This window comes from Nostocoides australiense Ben110, assembly GCF_001050535.1.
In the GTDB taxonomy this organism is placed as follows: domain Bacteria; phylum Actinomycetota; class Actinomycetes; order Actinomycetales; family Dermatophilaceae; genus Nostocoides_A; species Nostocoides_A australiense.
Window position 1 is genome coordinate 2,919,373 of sequence record NZ_HG764815.1, and the last position, 3,636, is coordinate 2,923,008.

Consider the following 3,636-nt stretch of genomic DNA (forward strand, 5'->3'; position numbering starts at 1 on the left):
ACCGCCGGGCGCTGCCCCGGCACATCGGCGTCATGCTCGACGGCAACCGCCGCTGGGCCGCCGAGCGCGGCGCCGACACCAAGACCGGGCACCAGGCCGGCGCGGACAATATCGCCAACTTCCTCACCTGGTGCGAGGACATCGGCGTCGAACTGGTCACCCTCTGGCTGCTCTCGACCGACAACCTCTCCCGCCCCGAGCGGGAGCTGAGCCCGCTGCTGGAGATCATCGAGAAGGCCGTCGGCGATCTCGCCGCCACCAGCCGCTGGCGCATCCACGCGGTCGGCGCCCTGCACCTGTTGCCCGCACCCACCCGCGAGGCCCTCGAAGCAGCGGAGGAAGCGACCGAGCACGTCGGCGGTATGACCGTCAATGTCGCCGTCGGGTACGGCGGCCGGCAGGAGATCGCCGACGCCGTCCGGGCGCTGCTGACCGAGCGGGCGGCGGCGGGTGAGGACATCACCGAGGTGGCGAGGGAGGTGACGGTCGAGCAGATCGCCGAACACCTCTATACGGCCGGGCAGCCCGACCCCGACCTCGTCATCCGCACCTCCGGCGAACAGCGGCTCTCCGGGTTCTTGTTGTGGCAGTCGGCCCATTCGGAGTTCTATTTCTGTGAGGCCTACTGGCCCGACTTCCGGCGGGTGGACTTCCTGCGGGCGCTGCGAGCGTATGCGGACCGCCACCGCCGCCGGTTCGGCGGCTGAAGTGTCCCTGCCGGTCACCCGGAATTAACCCGAATTAACCCGACACACCCTTTCGCGTTCGCGTCATCGCGCTCGTCAGGTTCTAGTTTGGCCGCAGGCGGACCCGCCCGGGTCCCCTTCGGGAGGCCAGGATCTTGCCGGAGCACACGGTGTTGTCGCACAGCGTGTTTCGGGGGGAGGGCCGGACCCGGCCCGTTCCGCACGGCGCCTTCCGGTCCCACACCCCGACCTAGGGCGCCGTGCCCTGCACGTGGGGCGTCGCGCCGCAAGGAGATCCGTATGGCCGTCACCACCGGTCCCGCTCCCGCCCGTCGCCCCCGCACCACGCGCCCGTCTACATCCGAACCCGCGGCCACCGCGCCAGCCGCCGGAGTCACCCCGTCGGGTGAACCGCGCCGGACCTACGTCGTCGACACCTCGGTCCTGTTGTCCGACCCCAAGGCGATGCTGCGGTTCAAGGAGCACGAGGTCGTGCTGCCGGTCGTCGTCGTCAGCGAACTCGAGGGCAAGCGGCACCACCCGGAGCTCGGCTACTTCGCGCGCACCGCGCTGCGGACCCTCGACGATCTGCGGATCGAGCACGGTCGCCTGGACTCTCCGGTGCCGGTCGGCGACGAAGGGGGCAGCCTGCGCGTCGAACTCAACCACACCGACTCCTCGAGCCTGCCCGACGGATTCCGGTTGGGCGACAACGACACCCGCATCCTGTCGGTGGCCAAGAATCTCGCCGGCGAGGGCTATCTCGTCACCGTTGTCAGCAAGGACCTGCCGATGCGGGTCAAGGCCTCCGCTGTCGGGCTCGATGCGCAGGAGTACCGCGCGGAGATGGCGGTCGAGTCCGGGTGGACCGGTTTCGCGGAGCTCGAGGTCACGGCCGAGGAACTCGACGAGCTGTATGACAACGGGCGGCTGGAGCACGCCTCGGCCGCTGAGATGCCGTGCCACACCGGGCTCAAGCTGCTCTCGCCGCGCGGCTCCGGCCTCGGACGCGTTGGGCCGGACAAGCAGATCCGGCTCGTGCGCGGCGACCGGGACGCCTTCGGGCTGCACGGCCGCAGCGCCGAGCAGCGCATCGCCGTCGACCTGCTGCTGGACCCCGACGTGGGCATCGTCTCGCTCGGCGGACGCGCCGGGACGGGCAAGTCCGCGCTGGCCTTGTGCGCGGGCCTGGAGGCGGTGATGGAGCGACGCGCGCACCGCAAGGTCGTCGTGTTCCGTCCGCTGTATGCCGTGGGCGGGCAGGAACTCGGCTATCTCCCGGGCAGCGAGAACGAGAAGATGGGCCCCTGGGCACAGGCCGTCTTCGACACCCTGTCCGCGGTGGTCTCGACCGAGGTGGTCGAGGAGGTGCTCGACCGCGGGATGCTCGAGGTGCTGCCGCTGACGCACATCCGCGGCCGGTCCCTGCACGACGCCTTCGTCATCGTCGACGAGGCACAGTCGCTGGAGCGCAATGTGCTGCTGACGGTGCTCTCGCGGATCGGGCAGAACTCCAAGGTCGTGCTCACCCACGACGTCGCGCAGCGCGACAACCTGCGGGTCGGCCGCCACGACGGTGTCGCCGCCGTCATCGAGACCCTCAAGGGCCACCCGCTCTTCGCGCACATGACCTTGACCCGCTCCGAGCGCAGCCCCATCGCCGCCCTCGTCACCGACCTGCTGGAGGGCGTCGAGCACTGATCCAGCGGGGCGGGACCTGCAGGTTTCCCGCCCGATATCGAAACCTCGAGTGCGGGCCATACTCCTATGGCCCGCACTCGGGTCGTGTCTCCCCGGCCGCCATGTGCCGCAGACCTGGAGCACCCGGTCCCCTATCGGATTTGGTGACCGCTTAGCCACCGGGTAAAGTATCTTTTTGATAACGACGCCGTGAACACCTGCCGACGTCGGCGGCCGCAATGCTGCGGCCCGGCCCTTTTCCCTCGTGGCGCGCTGCTCTCGCGGTGCCTTGCCGTGGGCCATCCGAACCTCCCCCCACCCAGGAGCACCGTCCCATGCGCCAATTCGCGCTGCCCACCCCTGCCCGCCGCACCGCGGGCGCCCTGACCGCCGCCGCCCTCACCGTGTCCGGCGTTGCCGCCATCACCGCCGCCGCGAGCAGCGCCAGTGCGGCCCTGCCCGCGACCGCCACGCTGGCCGCCGTCTCCCACCCCGCCTCGGCCGTCAACGAGTTGACGATGCAGCGCGCCGAGCAGGCCATCTCCCGGTCACACCAGCGCGCCGCCGTCCAGGCCGTGACCGAGAGCCGTCTGCAGCGGCAAGCGCAGGCCGCGGCGCAGAGCGCCGACGCCATCGACGTCCACAAGAAGCAGCAGGCCAAGGCGGCCAAAGCGGCCAAGGCCGCTGCCGCGAAGAAGGCCGCCGCCAAGAGGGCCGCCGCCAAGAAGGCCGCCGCGCAGCAGAAGGCCGCTGCCGCGCTCGCGGCCGCCCGCAAGGACCCGCAGTCGGTGGCCCGCTCCCTGCTGAGCGAGTACGGCTTCGGCGCGGACCAGTTCGGCTGCCTCGTCCAGCTGTGGACCGGCGAGAGCGACTGGAACTACCGGGCCGCCAACCCCTCCTCGGGCGCCTACGGCATACCGCAGTCCCTGCCCGGCTCCAAGATGGCCTCCGCCGGCGCCGACTGGCAGACCAATCCCGCGACCCAGATCCGCTGGGGACTCGGCTACATCAAGGCCTCGTACGGCACCCCCTGCGGCGCCCTGTCCGCTTGGCAGTCCCGCTACCCCCACTGGTACTGAGCCTTCGTCGTCCTACTCCCGCCACGTCGGCTGAGCAGCAGGGCGCTGCGCGGCGGGCAATCTCACGAGTTCGCGCGGCGCGCGCGCCGCGCGCCTCGCCGGCGGGTCCGCACTACTTCGCCGGGCGTTTGCGGAGACCGCGTTTGAGCGCGCGTCGCGTCGACCAATAGAGCCGGCCGGCGCCGAGGCTG

At 71.0% G+C, this 3,636-nt stretch carries 3 protein-coding genes; all 3 read left to right on the forward strand.

The genetic code is table 11. The annotated features are described in order from the left end of the window. The first annotated feature begins 11 nt into the window (after positions 1-11). The 3 genes from BN11_RS14050 to BN11_RS14060 all read left to right on the forward strand — a co-directional run bounded on the left by BN11_RS14050 (position 12) and on the right by BN11_RS14060 (position 3,445). Positions 12-707 (forward strand): isoprenyl transferase, encoded by a 696-nt coding sequence (locus tag BN11_RS14050; protein ID WP_048701535.1) that lies wholly within the window; start codon positions 12-14, stop codon positions 705-707. A 279-nt stretch (positions 708-986) separates the two neighbouring features. Beyond that, the gene (locus BN11_RS14055) at positions 987-2,387 is read left to right on the forward strand and encodes a PhoH family protein (protein ID WP_083433766.1); all 1,401 of its coding nucleotides are present in this window, start codon (positions 987-989) and stop codon (positions 2,385-2,387) included. 314 nt (positions 2,388-2,701) lie between these two features. Next, positions 2,702-3,445 carry an aggregation-promoting factor C-terminal-like domain-containing protein gene (locus tag BN11_RS14060; protein WP_053084112.1) on the forward strand — a complete coding sequence of 248 codons (744 nt, stop codon included), beginning with the start codon at positions 2,702-2,704 and terminating at the stop codon, positions 3,443-3,445. Positions 3,446-3,636 lie beyond the last annotated feature (191 nt).